A 20,594-nucleotide genomic window follows, 5' to 3' on the forward strand; every position below is an offset into this window, starting at 1 on the left:
TTCGGCGGTGAGTACCGTGAACTCATACCCAATGAAAAAGTCGTCGCCACGGATAGCTTCGAGGACGACAAGCTGCCTGGCGAGATTCTCACCACATATTTATTGCGGCCAGTATCCCTGGGCACCGAGCTTACCGTTGAACAAGCCGGATTGCCCGACGTGATACCCGCCGAGGCATGCCGCATGGGTTGGCAGCAATCATTGGAATTGCTTGCGCGTCTGGTCGAACCCGAGATACCCGCAGAGTAAGGGCCGGCTTCTTTGCGGGCAGCACGCTCTATCTGTTCCCCCGACAAAAAACATAGTATATTTTTCATACATATTGAAATGTTTTCGGGGGCGGAGCTTTGTTCGGCAGACGATTTTGGCGTATGCGCCCGGCGTGGGCCGTGCTTTCATTGGCCCTACTGTCCGCCTGTGGCGGTGATGGGGCTATCGACGACCCGCTGGAACGCTATCTCCAGAAAGAAGTGCAGTGGAAGTCTTGCGCCGGCTTGCCGGCCGGCAGTTACATCGAGGTGCTGCCTGCCTCCGTGCAGGAGCGTACCCGGTGCGCTTCCATCCTGGCTCCCATTGACTATGCGCATCCGCAGAACGGCGACTTGTCGGTGGGCGTCATGCGCATGCAGGCCGAGCACACCGGCGCGACACGGCGCCTGCTCTTTCTTAATCCCGGAGGGCCGGGCGCCGATAGCACAGACGTAGGCGTCATGCTGGCCAGGTTGTGGTCGCAAAGCACTGACGCCACCGAAACCGGACGTTTGCAGCGCAAGCTGCTGCAAACTTACGACCTGGTCGCTTTTTCTCCACGCGGGCTCGGGTCCAGCACGCAATTGGTGTGCGAGTCGGATGAAACCCTGGTTCCCACTGACAACAGCGTCAGCGGTCGCACCGACGAGAACATCGCATTGCAGTTCCGCAATACTGAATTGATCGCCCAGGCATGTGGCGCAAACCCTTTATCCAAGCACATCAACACGCAGCAAACGGTTCACGACATGGACCTCATTCGCGAATTGCTGGGGGATGAGAAGTTCAACTATATGGGCTGGTCATATGGCACCTGGCTTGGCGCGTGGTACGGAAGCGTATTCCCGGATAACGTCGGCCGCATGGTCCTTGATAGTTCTGTTGACTTCAGCCTTACCCTGCACGATACCGCCTTGCTGCAACCTCCCGCCCTGACGCGCACATTTGACGACGTGTTGGCGCCATACGCAGCCCGGCATCCCGACATATTCGAGCTGGGCGATAACGTCGACGTCATACGTAATATTCTCGGCCAAACCCAGCCGGTATTGCAGCAAGCTGTGTCCAGCCTCATGTACCATACTTTGTTCAGCAGCTGGGACGCCCCTGAAACCCTTGGCTTGTTGCTGGTTGCCCGGGAACTCAATCAAGATCCTTTCCGGCCTCATCTGCCTGACGGCGTGGCGGGCGGCAATATCGACGAACTACGGATGCTTGTTGGTGCGCATGCCTTTTCCCGCGACGAAGAAGCCAACATTTATTTCCGCGAACTGGCCCACGGGGTCGTGAACAAAATCGACAAGAACGTGCGGGAAAAACCGGTTTACCTGGCCGGCCCCGATGCGGTTTATACCGCAGTGGTCTGCAACGACACCCCGACGCCCAGCACTGACCCGCAATGGTGGATCGATGCAGAAACCAGCATCTATCAAAACTACCCCATGGTCACCACGGACGATGTCCGCAGCTGCTTGTATTGGCAGCGTCCCGCCGATGTTGAAAAGCCGTCCATCAGCGCCATGGCCGACGTTCAGGTTCTAATGTTGCAATCCGAATATGACGGCGCCACGCCAGAGCCGCATGCACGCGCCACTTTTGCCAAGCTGCCCAAGGCGCACATGATATATGTGCCGGGCGAAATGACGCACGGCCTTTACCCCTACAAAGATGAGTGTGTTGATCTGCTTGTGGCGCGCTATCTGCTCGACCAGCCCATGCCGGGGCGTGAAACCACATGTGCTGCCCATCCTTTGGCAAAAGACGGTCCGCCAGACACCGGTCTTGCGCCCCAGGCTGCCACCTCCGAGGCCTCCAGTACTTATCAGGACCAGGCCGAAGCGCAGAGGGTCGTCAAGAAGTTGAAGTCGGCGATCAGGTAGCGAGCGGTGCTTGACGCTTTCTTCGAATTTGCGGTCGCATCCTGCAGTTCATTGGGATATGGCGCACGATTATGATCCAGCCGCAAACGTGTGTCTTTTGGTAACATAGCTGGCTTTATCGTGCTTGGGCCCTCATAGTGTCCATGGGGATATTTTTCCCTTCTACCTTTAGGATCTACATTGAAAACAGAAATCGGCATTGTGAAATGGTTTAACAACGACAAAGGATTTGGCTTTATCATGCCCGAATCCGGCGGCAAAGACCTTTTCGCACACTATAGCGACATTCAGGGCAGCGGTCATAAAAGCCTCGAAGAAAACCAACGCGTATCGTTTGTCGCTGCGCAAGGCCAAAAAGGCCCCCAGGCAACCATGATTCAACCGATTTAATCCCTCGGCTCACCAATACTGGTGAGCACATCGAGTGATTGAACGACGAGCCGGACCCTTTTAAATATTGGGTTCGGCTTTTTTGTTTGGGCCGCCGTGGGGCGTACTTTCCGACCGGTGCTGTGTCAGCTCGTCGTGGTTGACGCGGTCAAATAATTCCTTCAAGTCCATGTCAACTTGCACTATTCACAAGCGGGCTAGGTATCTTGCCCCCGACAGCAGCAACATTCTTTTTGCTGATGGAACTAAACCACTTCACTAGCGTCCAATAGTTAGCATTGTGAGATACAATGTTCATTCCACTGGGGTCGATCTGGCTTCGACGTGGGTCATGAAACAGCGTAGGGCATGTCGAGCACCAGTAAGCTCGTAAATCCACTGGAATACTACAAACGCCAACGACGAGCGTTTCGCTCTGGCCGCTTAAGCGGTGAGCCGCTGCACTGATTTGTCTTTGGGTCAGGTAGGGTAAAACTTACAGCAGCGTCATCTACAAAGAATCGGTATACGTCAGGTCACTGGACGCTTGCCTAAACTTAAAGTGAATCGCCAAAGAAGGGCCTGTTGGTTGGCACGCTCCGAGGTTAAAACTTAAAGTTAACCGACTAAACATGTAGAACTGCCTGCGGACGGCTTGCGGACGGGGGTTCAATTCCCCCCGACTCCACCAATTCAACGCCAAGTATTTGTATACTTGGCGTTTTTCTTGTGCGCCCAGCAGGGGCGCACTCCTGCGGGTGCAAGTCCCGGGCTCTACCCCGGCCCGGCCGGTCAGCTCATCAAAGCGGCCAGAGCGTGTTGATGATGGGCCACAACTCTTCGGGCGTATGGGCGATGGCGTCAGCTTGCCACGCCGCCACTTCGGATATTTGGCAATACCCGTATGCGGCCGCCACGGTATGCATGCCGGCGGCTCTGCCGGCCACGATGTCTCGCTCGTCGTCGCCCACATAGATGCAGTGGGCGGGGTCTGCACCCGCCTCTCGGGCGGCATGCAACAAAGGTTCCGGGTGGGGCTTGGAATGCCCTGTGGTGTCGCCGCCGACTGTAACCACGCACTCCATGTGCAAGCCCAGGTGCTCTACGATGGGTATGGCCAGGTATTCCATCTTATTGGTGACTATGCCCCAGCGATAGCCGTTTTCCTTGAGCGTGCCCAGAAGCTCCGGCACACCGGGGAAAAGCGTCGTCAAGACGGTCATTTCCGCTTCGTAGTCTTGCAGAAACTGGGTTCTGCAAAGCTCGTATTCTGGATGGTCAGGGTGCATCTCGAGGCTGGCGCGCAACAGGCCGCGGGCGCCTTGTGAGGCCAATGGGCGCAGCGCCTCATAAGGAAGAGGGGGAAGGCCCTTGCGGTGGCGTTGCTTATTGGCGGCTGCGGCAAGATCGGGGGCGGTATCGGCCAATGTGCCGTCGAAGTCGAATAATACGAGTCTGTTCATAGGTAAACGATCGCTTGGTGGCGCTGCAAGATCGGCTATTTGTTGGGGATTCCCGGCTTGTGGTTTGGGGCCCTAACGGATTCGACCAAACAAGGACACATCCGCAGGCCTTACTTTGCCCATTATTCGCAAACGGGCGGCGGGGGGCATTATGCTTCGCGCCGTGCCGCCATCAGGTAGTTAACCGAGGTGTCGTTGCTGAGCTTGTAGTGGTCGGTGATGGGGTTGTACTCCATACCGGCCATGGCGCAGGGTGACAGGCCGGCGCCACGGGCAGCGGCGGCCAGCTCGCGGGGCTTGACGAAGCTTTCGTAGTTATGGGTGCCGCGCGGCAGCAAGCGCAATACATATTCGGCGCCCACAATGGCAAACAGGAAAGATTTGGCATTGCGATTGAGCGTCGAGAAAAACACCCATCCGCCAGGTTTGACCAACTGGCCGCAGGCGCGCACTATGGAGGCGGGGTCGGGCACGTGCTCGAGCATTTCCATGCATGTGACCACGTCGAATTTTCCGGGGTGCGCGGCCGCCATGTCTTCGGCGCTGATGGCTTGATAATCTACCGCCACGCCGGATTCTAGCCCATGCAATTTGGCGACCTTAAGCGATTTTTCGGCCAAATCGATGCCGGTTACCTTGGCGCCGGCAACCGCCATGCCCTCGGCCAGAATGCCGCCGCCGCAGCCGACGTCCAGTATGTCTAGCCCGTTAAGCGAGCCTGCTTTTTCTTGTATCCATCCCAGGCGCAGGGGGTTGATCATGTGCAGGGGCTTGAATTCGCTTTCAGGATCCCACCATCGCGAAGCCAAGGCACTGAACTTTTCAAGTTCAGAGGGGTCGACGTTAACGGAGGGTGATGACGTGGCGGCTGGCATGATCAAGGCTCGATAAGGAAGGCGAGAACACCAATAAAAAAAGGGCGCCTGTACAAGACAGGCGCCCCAATTGTAGCGTTTAACGTCGGGCCAGAGGCCCGGCGTAATCGGTAGTTGCGATATTAACGGCGCGTACCGACGATTTCGATCTCGACGCGACGGTTCTGGGCACGGCCCTCGCGCGTAGCGTTGCTGGCTACGGGCTGGAGTTCGCCCTTGCCTTCGGTGTAGATGCGGTTGGGGTCGATGCCCTTGCCGATCAGGTATTGCTTGACCGAGTTGGCACGACGCTCGGACAGGCCCTGGTTGTACTGCTCGGTACCGATGGAGTCGGTGTGGCCGACTGCGATCAGGGTTTCGAGGTTGATGGAGGAAGCCTGCGAAGCGACTTGGTCGAGGACCTGGCGGCCTTCGGGCTTGAGGGTGTCTTTGTCGAAGTCGAAGAAGGTGTCTGCATTCAGGACGACCTTGGTGGCAGTGGGAGCAACCACTTCGGTTTGCTGGGCAACAGGCACGCCATCACACCCGGCGATGCCGGTGGCGGGCGTCCAGAAGTTATTGCGCCAGCACAGCTCGTTGGTGCCGTTCATCCAGACGTCGCCGGAGGAGTTCTGCCAGTTGTCAATGGTTTGCGCGGATACTGCACCCGCAGCCGAGAAGGCCGCGATGGCGAGCGCTAATGCGATTTTGGAGGGTTTATTCATGTTTCTCCTCGTTTTGAGCTAGATGCTGAAAGTGGCGCAGCGAACCTCCGCCGCATAGTAAATAAAAGGTAACCGTAGCCAGTATAGCAATGCCCTGGGTTTCTATCCAAGAATTGCACTGAAATCAGGCGTTGTCGGGCAAATCTTACGGCATTTCAGCAACGTTAGTTAGGCCTGACCCTTGTCTGAAGTCCAGATACGCGAAATTCTACCCCAAGTTTGAAGCTATTGTTGGAATTAAGCAACACTGTTCGAAAGTTCAAGTAAATTCTGAAATCACATGGGAGACGAGCCGGCCATGACGGATCAGCCGGGCCACAGGCAAAACCTGGTGCTTTAGAGGTGACTACCCTGGAAGTGCTAGAATTTCCTATTAGCCCGTACTCGGTTTCTGTTCACGAATTTACCTTTAGACACCTCTATGGATTCCTACGCCAAGGAGACTCTTCCCATTTCGCTGGAAGAGGAGATGCGTCGCAGCTATCTCGATTACGCCATGAGCGTGATCGTGGGCCGGGCCCTGCCCGATGTGCGCGATGGTCTCAAACCAGTGCATCGGCGCGTGCTCTACGCCATGCACGAGCTCAATAATGATTGGAACCGAGCCTACAAAAAGTCTGCGCGTATCGTCGGCGACGTAATCGGTAAATATCACCCGCATGGGGATTCCGCCGTTTACGACACCATTGTTCGTATGGCGCAAGACTTCTCGCTCCGTTACATGCTGGTCGACGGGCAGGGCAACTTCGGCTCGGTCGACGGCGATAGCGCGGCGGCCATGCGGTACACCGAAATCCGCCTTGCGCGCATCGCGCACGAGCTCCTCGCCGACATTGATCAGGAGACCGTCGATTTTGGTCCCAACTATGACGGTAGCGAGCAAGAGCCTCTGGTGCTGCCATCGCGCCTGCCCAATTTGCTGGTCAACGGCAGTTCGGGCATTGCCGTGGGCATGGCCACCAATATGCCGCCGCATAACCTGGCCGAGGTGATTGATGGCTGCTTGTACTGCTTGCGCCATCCCGAATGCACGGTAGATGAACTGATGGAGCTCATTCCAGCCCCCGACTTTCCCACCGGCGGCATCATCTATGGCATGTCGGGTGTGCGTGAAGGCTACCGTACCGGGCGCGGCCGCGTCATCATGCGCGCCAAGACGCACTTTGAAGACACGGAAAAAGGCAATCGTCAGGCGATTATCGTCGATGAGCTGCCCTATCAGGTAAACAAGAAGACCTTGCAAGAACGCATTGCCGAGCTGGTCAACGAACGCAAGATCGAAGGCATCTCCGATATTCGCGACGAGTCCGACAAAGACGGCATGCGGCTGGTCATTGAGCTGAAGCGCGGCGAAGTGCCCGAGGTGATTCTCAACAATCTATATAAGAACACCCAGCTTCAAGACACTTTCGGAATGAACTTGGTGGCGCTGGTCGACGGCCAGCCGCGCCTGCTCAACCTGAAGCAACTGGTGCAATATTTCCTGGGGCACCGCCGCGAGGTTGTCACGCGCCGCACTGTGTATCAGCTGCGCAAGGCCCGCGATCGGGGCCACGTTCTCGAGGGCCTGGCGGTTGCGCTGGCCAATATCGACGACTTCATCGCCATTATCAAGGCAGCTCCCACGCCGCCGGTCGCCCGCCAAGAGCTCATGGCGCGCAACTGGGATTCTTCTTTGGTGCGCGAGATGTTGCAGCGTGCCGACCAGGGTCAGACGCCCGGCGGTAGCAGTGCCTACCGGCCCGAAGGGCTGGATGCCGATTTTGGCATGCAAGACAACGGTCAGTACCGGCTTAGCGATGTCCAGGCGCAAGAAATCCTTAATATGCGCTTGCAGCGCCTTACCGGCCTTGAGCAGGACAAGATTGTCGGCGAGTACAAAGAGGTTATGGACACCATCGCCGACCTGCTTGATATCCTGGCCCGCCCCGAGCGCGTCACCACCATCATCAGCGACGAACTGCAGGCCCTGAAGACCGACTACAGCACCAACACCAAAGATACACGCCGTTCCGAGATCGAGCACAATGCAACCGAACTCGACACCGAAGACCTCATCACCCCCATGGACATGGTGGTGACACTGTCGCAAACCGGCTATATCAAGAGCCAGCCCTTATCCGAATACCGCGCTCAGAAGCGTGGTGGTCGTGGCCGACAGGCCACCACCATGAAGGAAAACGACTGGATCGACCAGCTTTTCATCGCCAACACGCACGACTTCCTGTTGTGCTTCTCTGATCGTGGGCGGGTGTACTGGCTCAAGGTTTGGGAAGTTCCGCAAGGTTCACGCGGTGCGCGCGGCCGACCCATCGTCAACATGTTCCCGCTCGAAGACGGCGAGAAGATCACCGTGGTGCTGGCTGTCAAGGAATTCAGCGAAGACCACTACGTGTTCATGGCTACTTCGCGCGGCACGGTCAAGAAGACACCTCTGTCCGACTTTTCCAACCCACGCAAGGCCGGCATCATCGCCGTGGCCCTTGACGAGGGCGATTACCTTATCGGCGCCGACCTTACCGATGGCAAGCACGACGTCATGTTGTTCTCTGACAGCGGCAAGGCAGTGCGTTTCGACGAAAACGACGTGCGGCCCATGGGTCGTACGGCCCGCGGGGTGCGGGGCATGTCGCTCGAAGAAGGGCAGCAAGTCATTTCGATGCTGGTTGCCGGCGATGAAACGCAAAGCGTGCTCACGGCCACCGAGAACGGCTTTGGCAAGCGTACCTCCATTGTGGAATACACCCGCCACGGCCGAGGCACCAAAGGCATGATCGCCATCCAGACCTCCGCCCGCAACGGCAAAGTGGTGGGGGCGGTGCTGGTTGAGCCTGCGGACGAAATCATGCTTATCACCACCGCGGGCGTGCTGGTTCGCACGCGAGTCTCCGAAATCCGCGAAATGGGCCGTGCTACGCAGGGCGTCACCCTTATCAACGTGGATGAGGACAGCACTTTGTCCGGCGTACGCCGCGTGGTCGAAAGCGACGCCGACATTGACGACGAGGCGGATGCCGAATCAGTCGGCGCCGACGAAGCCTCCGACGCAGGTGCTTCCTTGGGCGATTCTTCCGCATCCGGGCCTGACGCAGCCGACTCCGATGACGCAGCCGACTCGGATGACGCCGGCGCCGGCCAGGAGGACGATTGATGCGGCCTTGGAATTTCGCGGCGGGGCCGTCCGCTCTGCCGCTTGAGGTTTTGCAACAAGCCGCCGCCGAAATGACCAACTGGCACGGAAGCGGCGTATCGGTGATGGAAATGAGCCATCGCGGAAAGCACTATATGCAGATCCGTGATGAGGCCGAGGCCGATCTGCGTGAATTGCTGTCGGTGCCCGACGATTTTGCTGTGCTGTTCATGCAGGGGGGCGCCACCGCTCAGAACGCTCTGATTCCGCTTAATCTCATCGGGCGCAATGGCTCGGGCAAGGCCGATTACCTGCTGTCGGGCTCTTGGTCGAACAAGTCGTTCAAAGAGGCGGGGCGCTACGGTGACATCGCCGTTGCCGGAAGCAGCGGCGAGCCTGCGCAACTTGATGGCAAGCAATATGCCGCCTGGACATGGTTTCCCTCCATTGATACCTGGCGCGTGCGTGCGGACGCTGCCTATTTGCACCTGTGCAGCAACGAAACCATAGGCGGTGTCGAGTTTACCGACTGGCCTGACATGGCCCGCCTGGGCGCTCCCGAGGTTCCACTGGTTATAGACGCGTCCTCGCACATATTGTCGCGGCCCGTCGATTTTTCGCGTGTGGGCCTCATGTATGCGGGCGCCCAAAAAAATGCGGGGCCGGCCGGGGTCACCCTGGTCATCATCCGGCGCGATCTGCTTGGCCATGCCTCGCCGGTCTGCCCATCTCCGCTTGATTACGCCAACGTGGCCCAGGCCGACTCGATGTTCAACACGCCGCCCACCTATGCCATCTATGTGGCCGGGCTGGTGTTCAAATGGCTGAAGAAGCGCGGCGGGCTGGCCGCCATTGAAGCCGAAAACATCGCCAAGGCCGAACTGCTGTACGGTTATCTGGAGCAATCCGCCTTCTATTCCAATCCGGTGCATCGGCCTGTGCGCTCGCGCATGAACGTGCCTTTCATCCTGGCCGACGAGTCGCTCAACAGCGTATTTTTGGCTGAATCCGAACAGGCCGGCCTGCTTGCGCTAAAAGGTCACAAAAGCGTGGGTGGCATGCGGGCGTCGATCTACAACGCCATGCCCTTGGCCGGCGTGCAAGCACTGGTCGACTTTATGCACGACTTCGAAGAACGCCATGGATAAAGTATTGCAAAGTAGGCTGGCGCCTTTGCGCGAACAGATCGACGAGACCGATCGCCAAATCCTCCACCTGCTCAACCAGCGGGCGAACCTGGCCTTGAAGGTGGGCGAAGTCAAGCAGGATGTCGATGCCGACGGACCCGTCCTCAAGCCCGAGCGCGAGGCGGCGCTTATTCGCAGCCTGCAAGAGGCCAACCAAGGCCCCTTTACCGAAGCGGGTATTGCGGCGGTCTGGGGCGAAATCATTTCTGTGTGCCGCGGGCTTGAAAGCCCGCTGGTGGTTGCCTATCTTGGGCCACAGGGTTCCTTTTCGGAACAGGCGGCAATTGAGCAGTTTGGCCAAAGCATTGAAAAGCTGCGCTGTGATTCGTTCGATGAGGTCTTTCGGGCGGTTGAGGCAGGCCAGGCCAATGTCGGCATGGTACCGGTTGAAAACTCCACTGAAGGCGCCGTTAATCGCAGTCTCGACCTGCTGTTGAACTCTCCCCTGAAAGTGCTGGGCGAGCGTTCGCTAAGTATTCATCATTGTCTGATGACGCAGTCTGGTTCCATGGACGGCGTAACTCGTGTGATGGCGCACCCGCAAGCCTTGGCGCAGTGTCAGGGCTGGTTGTCGCGGCACTATCCGGCCGTTACGCGCGATGCGGCCTCCAGTAATGCCGAGGCGGCACGCATCGCCTCAGAAGATCCTGCCGTGGCGGCCATCGCCGGCAGCATGGCAGCTGAGGCTTGGGGTCTTCAGATTGCAGCGTCTGGAATTCAGGACGACCCTCAGAACCGTACCCGGTTCCTGGCTGTTGGAACGATGGAACCTTCCGCCAGCGGACACGACAAGACCAGCCTGATACTGGCCGTGCCAAACCGGCCTGGCGCGGTGCACGACATATTGTCGCCCCTGGCCGACAACGGCGTGTCCATGAGCCGGCTCGAATCCCGGCCCGCACGCACCGGACAGTGGGAATACTATTTCTATGTCGACATTATTGGTCATTGCGACGACGCGCCCGTGGTCCGCGCCCTGGCGGCCTTGAAAGAGCGCGCCGCGTTCTTCAAGGTGCTGGGCTCTTATCCCATGCAATAGGCCGGCCGGCATGAGCTCTACCGACCCCAGGCCTGCTTCGTCGTCCTCTTCCTCGCCTGTGGCCCGCGTGCTGGCGGTGGTGGGCGTCGGCCTCATAGGCGGCTCGTTCGCAGCTGCTTTACGCCGGGCCGATCCTGCGGTGACCGTATTGGGCGCCGGCCGCCGGCCGCAAACTCTGAATCAGGCTCAGCGCCTGGGGCTGATCGACAAGGCGGTCACGCTTGAAGAAGCGGCCGCCACGGCCGATTTGATCCTGCTGTCGATGCCGGTGGGGGCGACGGGCGCCGTTCTTTCCCGCATGGCGCCGCATTTGCGCGCCGATACCTTGCTTACCGACGCGGGCAGCACCAAAGCCGACGTGGCGCAGGCCGCGCGCCAAGCCCTGGGCGGGCGCATCGGCCAGTTCATACCCGGGCACCCCATTGCCGGAGCCGAAGCCACCGGCCCCGATGCCGCCCGCGCCGATCTCTATCAGGGATGCACCGTGGTGCTGACTCCGTTTCCCGAAAATAGCGAGGCCGATCGGCTGCGCTTGCGGCGGGCCTGGGAGGCGTGCGGCGCGCGTGTTGTGAACATGCAGCCCGAAGCGCACGATGCAGCGCTGGCCTCCGTCAGCCACGTGCCGCATTTTTTGGCCTCTGTCTTCATGGGCCAAGTAGCGGCCGCGGCTGATTCCGATCAGCGCATGGGTCTTGCGGGAACAGGTTTTCGCGATTTCACCCGTATTGCCGCCGGTTCGCCCGAAATGTGGCGAGACATCTTTCTGGCTAACCGCGAGGCCGTGTTGGCAGAGCTGGCCCACTTTCGACAAGCCCTGGAGCGCGCTGAGCAAACCCTGCGCGACGACGATGCCCAGGGCCTGTATGATTTTCTTGAACGTGCGGCGCTGGCGCGCCGTTTCTGGGGTAGCAGGAGCCGTCCATGACCGCTGACACCAGCTTGTTGTTGCAGCCCCTTACCGCCGCCAAGGGCGACGTAAGGCTGCCGGGTTCTAAAAGTATTTCCAATCGTGTTTTGTTGCTGGCCGCGCTGGCGCAAGGCGTTACGCGGGTTGAAGGTCTGCTCGACTCGGATGATACCCGTGTCATGCTGGAATCCCTTCACGAGCTTGATGTTTCCCTGACTGAAATCGATGTCAGCACGCTTCAGATCGAGGGCGGAAGCCCCTTTCGCAAGCAGGCCGCCGAGCTTTTCCTGGGCAACGCGGGCACCGCTTTTCGCCCATTGACTGCCGCGCTGGCTTTCATGGGGGGAGACTACCGATTGTCGGGCATTCCCCGTATGCACGAGCGGCCTATCGGAGACTTGGTCGATGCCTTGAGGCAGGCCGGAGCCAAGGTGGACTACCTGGGCTCCGAGGGCTATCCGCCGCTTGCCATCAGCCGGGGCAGTTTGGGCGCCGACACGCCGATCCATATCAAGGGGTCGGTTTCCAGCCAGTTCCTGACCGCCTTGCTGATGGCTGGGCCCATCTATACGGCCGCCACCGGCCGCGACTTGGTCATTGAGGTGGATGGCGTGCTTATCTCGCGGCCTTATATCCTTATCACCCTTAACCTTATGGCGCGCTTCGGGGTCGATGTCAAATGCGAAGGCTGGCAGCGCTTCACGATACCGGCGACCGCAGCCTACCGCGCACCCGGCTCCGTCTCGATCGAGGGTGATGCCTCTTCCGCTTCGTATTTCATGGCTTTGGGCGCAATAGGCGGGGGGCCTGTCCATATTCATGGGGTGGGTTCACGCAGCATACAGGGCGACGTCGCCTTCGCAGACACCTTGCAATCCATGGGTGCAGACGTTGCATGGCATGAAAACTCGATAGAGGTTTCGGGCGTGCGAGTGGCCGATGGCGGCAGGCTGAAGGCCTTTGATGAAGACTTCAACCTCATTCCCGACGCGGCGATGACGGCGGCCACTCTGGCGTTGTACGCCGACGGTCCGTGTACCTTGCGCAACATCGGAAGCTGGCGTGTCAAAGAAACCGACCGCATCCATGCCATGGCCACCGAGTTGGGCAAGCTGGGTGCAAAGATCGAACAAGGCGACGATTGGCTGCGTGTGTATCCGCTGGAGCGCGCCCACTGGCGCGAAGCCAGCATCGCCACGTACGACGACCACCGCATGGCCATGTGCTTTTCCCTGGCCGCCTTTGGGCCGCGTTCCATCGTCATTGAAGACCCCGACTGCGTCAGCAAGACCTTTCCAGACTATTTTTCAGTATTCCAAGGGATGGTCTCGGCATGAACGCTGTCCCTTTTTGTACGCCGGTCATCACTATCGACGGGCCCACCGCATCGGGCAAGGGCACCATTGCCCACCGCGTGGCCCAGTTGCTGGGGTGGTCGGTGCTGGATAGCGGGGCTCTTTATCGACTTAGCGCCTTGGCCTGCATTGAAAAAGGGGTGGACCCCGGCGATGAAGCCGTCGTCGCCGAAGTGGCGCGCAGTCTGAATGTGAAGTTCCAGGATGAACGTATCTGGCTTGACGGCCATGACGTCACAGAACGCATACGCGAAGAAGAGGTGGGGAATCTGGCGTCCAGAATCGCTCCGCAGATGCCGTTGCGAAACGCCTTGCTGGCCCGACAGCGTGCGTTTCGCTGCGGGCCCGGCCTGGTGGCCGATGGACGTGATATGGGCACTGTGGTGTTTCCCGATGCGCAACTCAAGATTTTTCTCGAGGCCAACGTTGCCGCCCGCGCTGAAAGAAGATGTAAGCAGTTGAAGGAAAAGGGTTTTTCTGCTAATCTAGCAAACCTCATGAAGGATATGGAAGCGCGCGATGCGCGCGACCGCAACCGCAGCAACGCGCCGCTTTGTGCCGCGCCTGATGCGAATCTGATCGATTCATCCAGTTTATCCATTGATGAAACGGTCAATGCAGTACTCGATCTGTGGTCCAACAGCCCCGCATCGAAAGCCAGTTCCCGAAACTAGCAGCCAAGATACGGTTTCGGGTTTTCCCACTCCACTGGGGTTGCATTCCCTGGTGTGTTTTTAACAGCCATCCCGGCTAATGGACTTATCTTAATGTCTTCCATCCCAACAACTGCCGCCACTGGCGGCGAAAGCTTCGCCGACCTGTTTGCCGAAAGCCTTAAAAACCAGGACATGAAATCGGGCGAGGTCATCTCGGCCGAAGTCGTGCGCATCGACCACAATTTTGTCGTGGTCAACGCCGGTCTCAAATCCGAAGCGCTCATTCCCGTCGAAGAATTTCTTAACGATCAAGGCGAGCTCGAAGTCGAAGCCGGCGCATTCGTGTCGGTTGCCATCGATTCGCTCGAAAACGGCTACGGCGATACCATCCTGTCGCGCGACCGCGCCAAGCGCCTGTCGGCCTGGCTGCAACTCGAGCAGGCGCTCGAGTCCGGCGAGCTGGTCAACGGCACCATCACCGGCAAGGTCAAAGGCGGCCTTACCGTCATGACCAACGGCATCCGCGCGTTCTTGCCCGGCTCGCTGGTCGACCTGCGCCCCGTCAAGGACACCACGCCGTACGAAGGTAAAACCCACGAATTCAAGGTCATCAAGCTCGATCGCAAGCGCAACAACGTCGTGTTGTCGCGCCGTGCCGTGCTCGAGGCCAGCATGGGCGAAGAGCGCGAAAAGCTGCTCGAAACCCTGCACGAAGGCGCAGTGGTCAAGGGTGTGGTCAAGAACATCACCGACTACGGCGCGTTCGTCGACCTGGGCGGCATCGATGGTCTGCTGCACATCACCGACATGGCATGGCGCCGTGTTCGCCACCCGTCCGAAGTGCTTCAGGTCGGCGAAGAGATCGAAGCCAAAGTCCTTAAGTTCGACCAGGAAAAAAGCCGCGTGTCGCTGGGCGTCAAGCAATTGGGCGAAGACCCCTGGGTCGGCCTGGCTCGCCGCTACCCGCAAGGCACCCGCCTGTTCGGCAAGGTTACCAACCTTACCGACTACGGCGCGTTTGTCGAAGTCGAAGCCGGTATCGAAGGCCTGGTGCACGTCTCCGAAATGGACTGGACCAACAAGAACGTCGATCCCCGCAAGGTGGTCACCCTGGGCGAAGAAGTCGAAGTCATGGTCCTCGAGATCGACGAAGACCGTCGCCGCATCTCGCTGGGCATGAAGCAGTGCCGCGCCAACCCCTGGGAAGAGTTCTCCATCAACTTCAAGCGTGGCGATAAAGTTCGCGGCGCCATCAAGTCCATCACCGACTTCGGCGTGTTCGTCGGCCTGCCTGGCGGCATCGACGGCCTCGTCCACTTGTCCGACCTGTCCTGGACCGACTCCGGCGAAGAAGCTGTCCGCAACTTCAAGAAGGGCGACGAGATCGACGCGGTTGTGCTTGGCATCGATACCGACAAAGAGCGCATCTCGCTGGGCATCAAGCAGCTTGACGGTGATCCGTTCAACAACTTCGTGTCCACCTACGACAAGGGCGCTGTGGTGCCTGGCATCATCAAGTCGGTCGAGCCCAAGGGCGCGGTCGTAACCTTGTCGGTCGACGTCGAAGGTTATCTGCGCGCTTCCGAAATCTCGGCCGGCCGTGTCGAAGACGCCACCACCGTGCTGCAAGAAGGAGCCAATGTCGAAGCCATGATTATCAACGTCGACCGCAAGACGCGTTCGATCCAGTTGTCGATCAAGGCTCGCGATAACGCCGAAACTGCCGATACGCTTCAGCGCATGACCGAAGCCAGCGCTTCCTCGGGTACCACCAACCTGGGTGCGCTGCTCAAGGCGAAGCTCGATCAGCAACGCGACGACGGTTAACCGCTTGTGACTAAGTCCGAGTTGATCGCGCTGCTCGCTAGCCGCTACCCTCAATTGGCGGCGCGCGACACCGATATCGCCGTCAAGACGATTCTCGATGCCATGACCCAGGCCCTGGTCAATGGTCAGCGCATCGAGATACGCGGTTTTGGCAGCTTTTCGTTGTCGATGCGCTCGTCCCGTGTTGGACGCAACCCCAAGTCAGGCGAGAAAGTGCTGGTGCCTGCCAAGCAGGTGCCTCACTTCAAGGCTGGCAAAGAGTTGCGTGAAAGGGTGGATGCGGCGTTCGACGCCGCAAACAAGCTGGCGGGCGATGACACCGACGACGTGTCCTATCCCGATGGAGAAGGCCGGTTCGGCGCCCGAATCATGCTCGGCTAGGGCGCCCTGCAGGCTTCAAGTTCAGATACCCCCGGCTTGCCGGGGGTATTTTTTCTTTGAGGCAGCCCTAATGAAGACGTAAGGTGGCGCAATTCCCTGCCTTTGTCCGACGGGGACTATTCTCTGGTTACTTGATACTATGAGCTTACGGATCGGCTTTCGCCGGTCCGTAAGCATTTCTGCATTATCAAAAAACACAGGAGATAAAAATGGCTTTCATGCAAAGGTTCGTCAGGTTCGCGGTTGTGGGAATGATCGGTTCGTGGGCGAGCCTGTCGGTGGCGGCGGGCGACGGCGGCGTCGAGTACATCAAGCCCGCCGGCCTGTATGATTCCACTGTTCATGGCTACTCGCAAGCAACCGCCGCCAATGCGTCTGATCGCATCATCTATACGGCCGGGCAGGGGGGTGGCAACGAGAAAGGCGAATATTCGGAAGATTTCGCCGAGCAGGTTGATCAGGCCCTTGCCAATTTGCAACTGGCCCTTAAAGCCGCCGGCGCCGATATCACCAACGTCACCAAGGTAACGGTGTACATCGTCAATCACTCGATGGAGCGCTTGGAAATCTTTGAAAAAGCAATGCTCAAGATGCTGGACGGCCGCTCGGCGCCGGCATCCACGCTGGTGCCAGTGCCCGCGCTGGCGCTGCCGGTGATGCAGTTTGAGATTGATGCGGTTGCCGTGGTCGGCAAATAACTTTCATCAGTATTTGCCCGGCTGCAAGTCCGGAAGTCACAAGGCAGGTCGTCCGGGAAACGAAGGGGCTGTCAATGGCGACAGCCCCTTGCGCGTTTTTGGGTCGACGCTACGGGTAGGTTGGCTCCTCGCATGGCCTGATTACCTTACAATTGCGATATTCCCGATATTTGGAGTCAAGTGATGCGTTTCGTGATCTGGGCAGTGCGCCTGGTGGTGTTCGTTCTGGTCCTGCTGTTCGCACTGAAAAACACCGAACCGGTCGACGTAGGTCTTTATGCCGATCACGTCATTACCGCCGTTCCACTAATCGTCGTCATGCTGATCGCGTTCGCGGCGGGAGCATTGTGCGCGGTGCTGGTGCTGTTGCCCGCTTCGATGCGCAGGCGTCGCGAGGCGGCGCGCCTGCGGCGCGAGCTTCAGCGCATGCGCGAAGCTGCGGCGCGCGACGCGGTACCAGCCGATACGGCCGTCTCGCCCGACACCATCGCGCCTTTGGCCCCGCTGTAAGCACAGCCGAGTTTTTTCGAGGTCGATACAGTGGATTTTGAACCGTGGTGGTTGATATTGGTGCCGGTGATTTTTGCGCTCGGCTGGATCGCGGCAAGAGTAGACATACGCCAGATGCTGTCCGAAACCCGCAATCTGCCCAATTCGTATTTCAAGGGGCTTAACTTCATTCTTAACGAAGAGCCGGATCGAGCCATTGACGCGTTTGTTGAGGTTGCAAAGCTCGACCCCGAAACAACTGAGTTGCATTTTGCGCTGGGCAGCCTTTTTCGAAGGCGCGGCGAAATGGAACGCGCTATTCGGGTGCACCAAAGCTTGTTATCCAGAGCCGATCTTCCCCAAGAAGAGCGTGAGCACGCAATGCACGAGCTGGGTCAGGATTTTCTCAAGGCAGGGATGCTCGACCGTGCCGAGCAGGCTTTCCAGCAAGTGCTCGACACTCGCTTTGCGGTGCCAGCGGTACGAGCTTTGATCCGCATCTACGAGTCGGAGCACGACTGGCCCCGCGCGATCGAGGCCGTCAAACGCTTGCGGGGTCTGGTCGACGAGCCGGTGCCTCAATTGGTTCACTATCAATGCGAGCAAGCGCAAGCTGCGTTGTCAGTGAAGCCGCCCGATCTTGTGACGGCCGGCGCGGCGCTGGATGCCGCCGACAATGCCGCCCATGCCTTGCGCGGCCAGCAGCGCGGGCATGCATCAGAAGCCCGTATCGCCATGTTGCGGGCAAGCGTTGCTCGTTATGACAACAGCCGGGAGCGCGAGCGGATGTATCTTGAGTCGGTGCTTGGCACAGCGCCCGAGTACGCCGGCCTGATCGCCGAGCAACTGCTTGAAAGCTACCGCAGCCTCGGGCAGGCCCCACAGGGGCTCAAGGTGTTGACGGCGCATTACATGCGTTACCCGGCGCTTGACGTTTTCAACGTCATATTCCGCGAGCTGCGTGCGCAAGACGGCTATGAGCCCGCCTGGGAATTTGCCCGCGACGCACTGCGCGCCCATCCCACGTTACTGGGGCTGGATCGTCTGCTCGAGGTGGAGTTGGCGTCGGGTACGACACCGCCAGGGCCCAATATGGCGCCTGATTCCGACCTGGGCCTGCTGCGCTCCCTCATCCATAAGCATACCCAGCGGCTCGACCGCTATGCCTGCAGCGTGTGTGGTTTCGAAGCCAGGCACTTCTATTGGCAATGCCCGGGCTGCAATTCATGGGAAACCTACCAGCCAAGGCGCATCGAGGAGCTCGCATGAACGCGTTTCCCTTCGAGGCCGCCGCCCGTGTTCGCGTGCTGGTGGTGGGCGACCTGATGCTCGACCGTTACTGGTTCGGTGAGGTCGAACGTATATCTCCCGAGGCGCCGGTGCCGGTGGTGCGCGTGGCTCGGCGCGAAGACCGTCTGGGTGGCGCGGCCAACGTAGCGCGCAACATTGTTTCACTGGGCGCGCAGGCGACACTGGTGGGCATCGTCGGCGACGACGAAGCCGGCGGTCAGATTGAAGACCTGGCACGGAAAGAAGGCATAAATCCGCGCCTGGTGACGGAACCGAACCTGCCTACCACTCTCAAGATGCGGGTAATGGGGCGGCAGCAGCAACTGTTGCGGGTCGATTTCGAAGAGAACCCTAATGGAAACTGCCTGGACGCCCTGCACAACGATATCGCTTCGTTGCTGGCGGGGCACGACATGCTGGTGCTGTCGGATTACGCCAAGGGTGCGTTGGCGCGCGTTGAAGGCTTGATCCAACTGGCTCGGGAAGCCGGTTTGCCGGTGCTTGTCGACCCCAAGGGGCACGTTTACCGGCGTTACGAAGGCGCCACCATCATTACGCCCAATCGCGCCGAGATGGCCGACGCGGTGGGACGCTGGCAAACCGAGGCCGAGCTCGAGGAACGCGCCCAGAAGCTGCGCACCGAACTGTCGCTCGAGGCCTTGCTGGTGACGCGTTCCGAGCAGGGCATGACGCTGTTCAGCGCGCTGGGTCGCCAGCATGTGGATGCCCAGGCCCACGAGGTGTTTGATGTCTCGGGCGCCGGTGATACGGTGCTGGCCGCGCTGGCGGTAACGCGGGCTGCGGGCCTTGACTGGTTTGAAGCGGTCAAGTGGGCCAATCGGGCCGGCGGAGCGGTGGTCGGAAAACTTGGAACGTCTGTTGTGACGGCAGGAGAATTAACATGATAGTGGTAACGGGGGCGGCCGGATTCATTGGCAGCAACTTGGTGCGTGGCCTGAACCGACGCGGCCATACGGACATCTTGGCGGTGGACGACCTTACCGAGGGCGACAAATTCGTCAATTTGGTCGACGGCCAGATTTCCGACTACATGGACAAGGACGAATTTCGCCTGCGCCTGGCCCAGGGCCGTTTGCCGAGCGTACAAGCGATACTGCATCAAGGCGCGTGCTCCGATACCACTGAGCGCAACGGCAAGTACATGCTGGACAATAACTATCGTGTGACGCTCGAGATTTTCCACTATGCGCAGAAGCACAAGATTCCCTTGCTGTATGCGTCGTCGGCGGCTGTGTATGGGGCGGGGCCGGCCTATATCGAAGATCTGCTCTACGAGTCGCCCTTGAATGTCTACGGCTATTCAAAGTTTTTGTTCGACCAGGTGCTTAGGCGCCATCTGAAAAGTCTGTCTGCGCCAGTGGTGGGCTTGCGTTATTTCAATGTGTACGGTCCCAATGAGCAACACAAGGGGCGCATGGCGTCGGTGGCCTTCCACAATATGAACCAGTTCCGGGCCGAAGGCCATGTGCGGTTGTTCGGTGGCTGGGATGGATATGCGAGCGGGGGGCAGATGCGCGACTTCATCCATGTGGATGATGTGGTGGATGTGAACCTGCATTTTCTTGATCATCCCGAGGTATCGGGCATCTTCAACTGCGGAACGGGTCGTGCGCAGCCTTTTAACGATGTGGCGTCCACGGTGGTCAACACTTTGCGCGGGGCGTCGGGACATGAGGCGCTGTCGCTGGAAGAACTGGTCGAGAAGAAGCTTCTTCGCTACATTGATTTTCCTGATGATCTGAAAGGGCGTTATCAAAGCCATACGCAGGCTGATCTTGGGCGCTTGCGGGCTGCGGGGTTTGCGCAGGAGTTCAAGGATGTGCAGACGGGGGTGGCGGAGTATGTGCGAGCGCTGTTGAAGCAGGGGCGTATTTGAAACCCCCGTCTTTGCCGATGGTCGGCCGCCTGTCGCCCTCGGCGTGTTGCAGCGGGTATTGCTGACGGCTTAGGTTCTTTAGGCGGCGTGTGGCGGGCGGGTATTTTGGGCGCCGCTCCCTGCGGCCCGGCTTTGCCGGGCTACCCTCGCACCTTGCCATTTCGGGGCGCTCGCAGAACTCGCGGCGTCGGACCGGTG

Annotated in this window: 19 protein-coding genes and 1 other RNA gene; 17 read left to right on the top strand and 3 right to left on the bottom strand. The window is 59.2% G+C overall.

The window, feature by feature from the left end; all coding sequences use genetic code 11:
* The 4 genes from ACIY1O_RS16290 to ssrA form a co-directional block, all read left to right on the top strand.
* Nucleotides 1–249, top strand: a 249-nt coding sequence (locus tag ACIY1O_RS16290) for an SRPBCC domain-containing protein (protein ID WP_397476152.1), incomplete at its 5' end; no start/stop codon positions are given.
* A 140-nt stretch (nt 250–389) separates the two neighbouring features.
* Nucleotides 390–2,129, top strand: coding sequence for an alpha/beta fold hydrolase (locus ACIY1O_RS16295; RefSeq protein WP_397476153.1), 1,740 nt, complete (start codon nt 390–392; stop codon nt 2,127–2,129).
* Nucleotides 2,130–2,309: 180 nt separating this feature from the next.
* Complete coding sequence (locus ACIY1O_RS16300) at nt 2,310–2,519, top strand: cold-shock protein (protein ID WP_397476154.1); 210 nt, start codon at nt 2,310–2,312, stop codon at nt 2,517–2,519.
* Between the two features lie 304 nt (nt 2,520–2,823).
* Nucleotides 2,824–3,189, top strand: a transfer-messenger RNA (tmRNA) gene (gene ssrA / locus ACIY1O_RS16305).
* 109 nt (nt 3,190–3,298) lie between these two features.
* On the opposite strand, the gene gph is transcribed toward ssrA, so the two are convergent.
* The 3 genes from gph to ompA form a co-directional block, all read right to left on the bottom strand.
* Nucleotides 3,299–3,961 carry a phosphoglycolate phosphatase gene (gene gph / locus ACIY1O_RS16310; protein WP_397476155.1) on the bottom strand — a complete coding sequence of 221 codons (663 nt, stop codon included), beginning with the start codon at nt 3,959–3,961 and terminating at the stop codon, nt 3,299–3,301.
* Between the two features lie 149 nt (nt 3,962–4,110).
* On the bottom strand, nt 4,111–4,836 hold the full coding sequence (gene ubiG, locus ACIY1O_RS16315) for a bifunctional 2-polyprenyl-6-hydroxyphenol methylase/3-demethylubiquinol 3-O-methyltransferase UbiG (RefSeq protein ID WP_397476156.1): 726 nt from the start codon (nt 4,834–4,836) through the stop codon (nt 4,111–4,113).
* 122 nt (nt 4,837–4,958) lie between these two features.
* A complete protein-coding gene (gene ompA / locus ACIY1O_RS16320; RefSeq protein ID WP_397476157.1) occupies nt 4,959–5,540 on the bottom strand; it encodes an outer membrane protein OmpA in 582 nt (193 codons plus the stop codon).
* A 421-nt stretch (nt 5,541–5,961) separates the two neighbouring features.
* On the opposite strand from ompA, the gene gyrA reads away from it, so the two are divergent.
* The 13 genes from gyrA to rfaD all read left to right on the top strand — a co-directional run bounded on the left by gyrA (nt 5,962) and on the right by rfaD (nt 20,396).
* The gene (gene gyrA / locus ACIY1O_RS16325) at nt 5,962–8,691 is read left to right on the top strand and encodes a DNA gyrase subunit A (protein WP_397476158.1); all 2,730 of its coding nucleotides are present in this window, start codon (nt 5,962–5,964) and stop codon (nt 8,689–8,691) included.
* A complete protein-coding gene (gene serC, locus ACIY1O_RS16330) occupies nt 8,691–9,818 on the top strand; it encodes a 3-phosphoserine/phosphohydroxythreonine transaminase (RefSeq protein ID WP_397476159.1) in 1,128 nt (375 codons plus the stop codon). Before gyrA ends, serC begins: the two co-directional genes overlap by 1 nt.
* The gene (gene pheA, locus ACIY1O_RS16335) at nt 9,811–10,896 is read left to right on the top strand and encodes a prephenate dehydratase (protein ID WP_397476160.1); all 1,086 of its coding nucleotides are present in this window, start codon (nt 9,811–9,813) and stop codon (nt 10,894–10,896) included. The genes serC and pheA overlap by 8 nt, the downstream gene beginning before the upstream one ends.
* A 10-nt stretch (nt 10,897–10,906) precedes the next feature.
* Nucleotides 10,907–11,821, top strand: a complete 915-nt coding sequence (locus ACIY1O_RS16340; RefSeq protein ID WP_397476161.1) for a prephenate dehydrogenase — start codon at nt 10,907–10,909, stop codon at nt 11,819–11,821.
* A complete protein-coding gene (gene aroA, locus ACIY1O_RS16345; RefSeq protein WP_397476162.1) occupies nt 11,818–13,140 on the top strand; it encodes a 3-phosphoshikimate 1-carboxyvinyltransferase in 1,323 nt (440 codons plus the stop codon). Before ACIY1O_RS16340 ends, aroA begins: the two co-directional genes overlap by 4 nt.
* Nucleotides 13,137–13,832, top strand: coding sequence for a (d)CMP kinase (gene cmk / locus ACIY1O_RS16350; protein ID WP_397476163.1), 696 nt, complete (start codon nt 13,137–13,139; stop codon nt 13,830–13,832). The genes aroA and cmk overlap by 4 nt, the downstream gene beginning before the upstream one ends.
* A gap of 93 nt (nt 13,833–13,925) precedes the next feature.
* Nucleotides 13,926–15,641, top strand: a complete 1,716-nt coding sequence (rpsA, locus tag ACIY1O_RS16355; RefSeq protein WP_397476164.1) for a 30S ribosomal protein S1 — start codon at nt 13,926–13,928, stop codon at nt 15,639–15,641.
* A 6-nt stretch (nt 15,642–15,647) separates the two neighbouring features.
* Nucleotides 15,648–16,022, top strand: a complete 375-nt coding sequence (locus ACIY1O_RS16360; RefSeq protein WP_397476165.1) for an integration host factor subunit beta — start codon at nt 15,648–15,650, stop codon at nt 16,020–16,022.
* 209 nt (nt 16,023–16,231) lie between these two features.
* Nucleotides 16,232–16,720: a RidA family protein gene (locus ACIY1O_RS16365; protein ID WP_397476166.1), complete on the top strand. Its 489-nt coding sequence runs from the start codon at nt 16,232–16,234 to the stop codon at nt 16,718–16,720.
* A gap of 183 nt (nt 16,721–16,903) precedes the next feature.
* Nucleotides 16,904–17,230, top strand: coding sequence for a LapA family protein (locus ACIY1O_RS16370; RefSeq protein WP_397476167.1), 327 nt, complete (start codon nt 16,904–16,906; stop codon nt 17,228–17,230).
* A gap of 30 nt (nt 17,231–17,260) precedes the next feature.
* Nucleotides 17,261–18,478, top strand: coding sequence for a lipopolysaccharide assembly protein LapB (gene lapB / locus ACIY1O_RS16375; protein ID WP_397476168.1), 1,218 nt, complete (start codon nt 17,261–17,263; stop codon nt 18,476–18,478).
* Nucleotides 18,475–19,404 carry a D-glycero-beta-D-manno-heptose-7-phosphate kinase gene (rfaE1, locus tag ACIY1O_RS16380; protein ID WP_397476169.1) on the top strand — a complete coding sequence of 310 codons (930 nt, stop codon included), beginning with the start codon at nt 18,475–18,477 and terminating at the stop codon, nt 19,402–19,404. Before lapB ends, rfaE1 begins: the two co-directional genes overlap by 4 nt.
* Nucleotides 19,401–20,396: an ADP-glyceromanno-heptose 6-epimerase gene (rfaD, locus tag ACIY1O_RS16385; protein WP_397476170.1), complete on the top strand. Its 996-nt coding sequence runs from the start codon at nt 19,401–19,403 to the stop codon at nt 20,394–20,396. The genes rfaE1 and rfaD overlap by 4 nt, the downstream gene beginning before the upstream one ends.
* Nucleotides 20,397–20,594 lie beyond the last annotated feature (198 nt).

This window comes from Pusillimonas sp. (assembly GCF_044464525.1).
Lineage (GTDB): Bacteria > Pseudomonadota > Gammaproteobacteria > Burkholderiales > Burkholderiaceae_B > Pusillimonas.